This window comes from Streptomyces sp. NPDC055140 (genome assembly GCF_053607285.1).
This window is the reverse complement of the sequence record NZ_JBSGTG010000195.1, coordinates 1-1,430: the sequence shown is the minus strand read 5'-3', so window position 1 is coordinate 1,430 and position 1,430 is coordinate 1. Positions and strand designations below refer to the sequence as shown.

General features: G+C 65.6%; 1 protein-coding gene. It reads right to left on the bottom strand.

Annotated features, from left to right (window positions below):
- Positions 1-407: 407 nt before the first annotated feature.
- Complete coding sequence (locus ACWFR4_RS48930) at positions 408-1,148, bottom strand: SDR family NAD(P)-dependent oxidoreductase (RefSeq protein ID WP_453658471.1); 741 nt, start codon at positions 1,146-1,148, stop codon at positions 408-410.
- Positions 1,149-1,430 lie beyond the last annotated feature (282 nt).

The window sequence follows — 1,430 nt, the reverse complement described above, 5'->3', positions numbered from 1 at the left end:
CCGCCGCTCGCGCTCAGACCTACGACACCGACGCGGATCGGCTCCCGATGAGGGGAAGTGGACGTCATGTGCACCCCAGCGTTCGCGGTCACCTGCTCTCTCATCTCAAAACGGCCCATAGCCATGGAGGACACGGTCTGAGTAACACGGTCAGCTACATGTCGATTGGCTTGCCATTCGTGTGTCACCTCACTCGGCGAGTTCGCTCCGCCGCGCCCTGCCCTGCGGCTCGTCGGCGCTCCGAACCGGCCGAGGAACAACCGAACGAACGACCGGCGCTGCTCTACTTTGCATCCTGGGTCAGGGACAGGAGACCGGGGCCTCTCCCGTCGGGCACGCCGACCAGGCCATGGACATCATGGGCATGGGTGTCAGGTTTGGCATGTCCACCGCGGTCCAGTCCAGAGTCAGCCGATCGCGAGCTGTCCGCCGCGTGCCTCGAGAACCGCGCCGGTGACGTAGCTGGCGCGGGACGAGGCAAGGAACAGAACCGCTTCCGCGATTTCTTCAGGGTCTGCGACCCGCCCCAGTACGGTGGTTCGCCCGATCACCTGGAGGGTTTCACCTCCCATCTCCTCCGTCCCGGGGGTAGAGACAGGGCCCGGGGCCACGGCGTTCACGCGGACGCCCTGGGCGCCGAACTCGTCAGCCCATACTCGTGTGAGAAGTTCGAGTGCAGCCTTGGAGGCCCCGTAAGCGCCCGACTCCCGCACCGGCGTGGTAGCCGCCCCTGTACTCACACTCACGATGGCGCCACGCCCCCGCGCAGCCATGCCCGGGGCGAGGGCACCGACCAGGAGCATCGGCGCGCGTGAGTTGACGGCCATCTGAGCGTCGAACATCTCGGCGGTAGTGTCCGGCGTACTGGCGAACCGGTAGATACCGGCGTTGTTGATCAGAATGTCCACTTCGCCTGCTTCAGCGGCAAGACGCAGGACATCTTCAGAGCTACTCAGATCCGCAGCAACGAACCGGGCCTTCCCGCCTGCGGCAGCGATCTCTTTGACGGTCTCAGCACCTCGCTGCTCGTCCCGCCCGTGGACGATAACCGAGGCCCCCAACGCTGCCAGGCGAAGGGCAATGGCCCGGCCGATGCCAGCGGTGGCGCCGGTGACAAGAGCGGTGGATCCGTCCAGTTCTGCAGTCATGGAGCTCCTCCAAGCCGAGAGGAACGACATGCTGTCGGTTGTTCCTCGTGTAACTGATGATCCTGATGGATCCATGGATGGCGAGAACGGACCCACGCCGGGCCGATCGTTGATCATGGTCCAGCCCGGAGCCGTGGCCCACGTGGTCTTGGGAGGCCGGTGAGCTCGCTTCGCTGATCACGTCCACAGACGACTGGAGCGCGCCGCACTGCTCGTGGCGATCGACGGGTGCGCTGCGTCCAGATCGGTGACGGCGAATGACTGGTCGGGCGTAGCCGACCA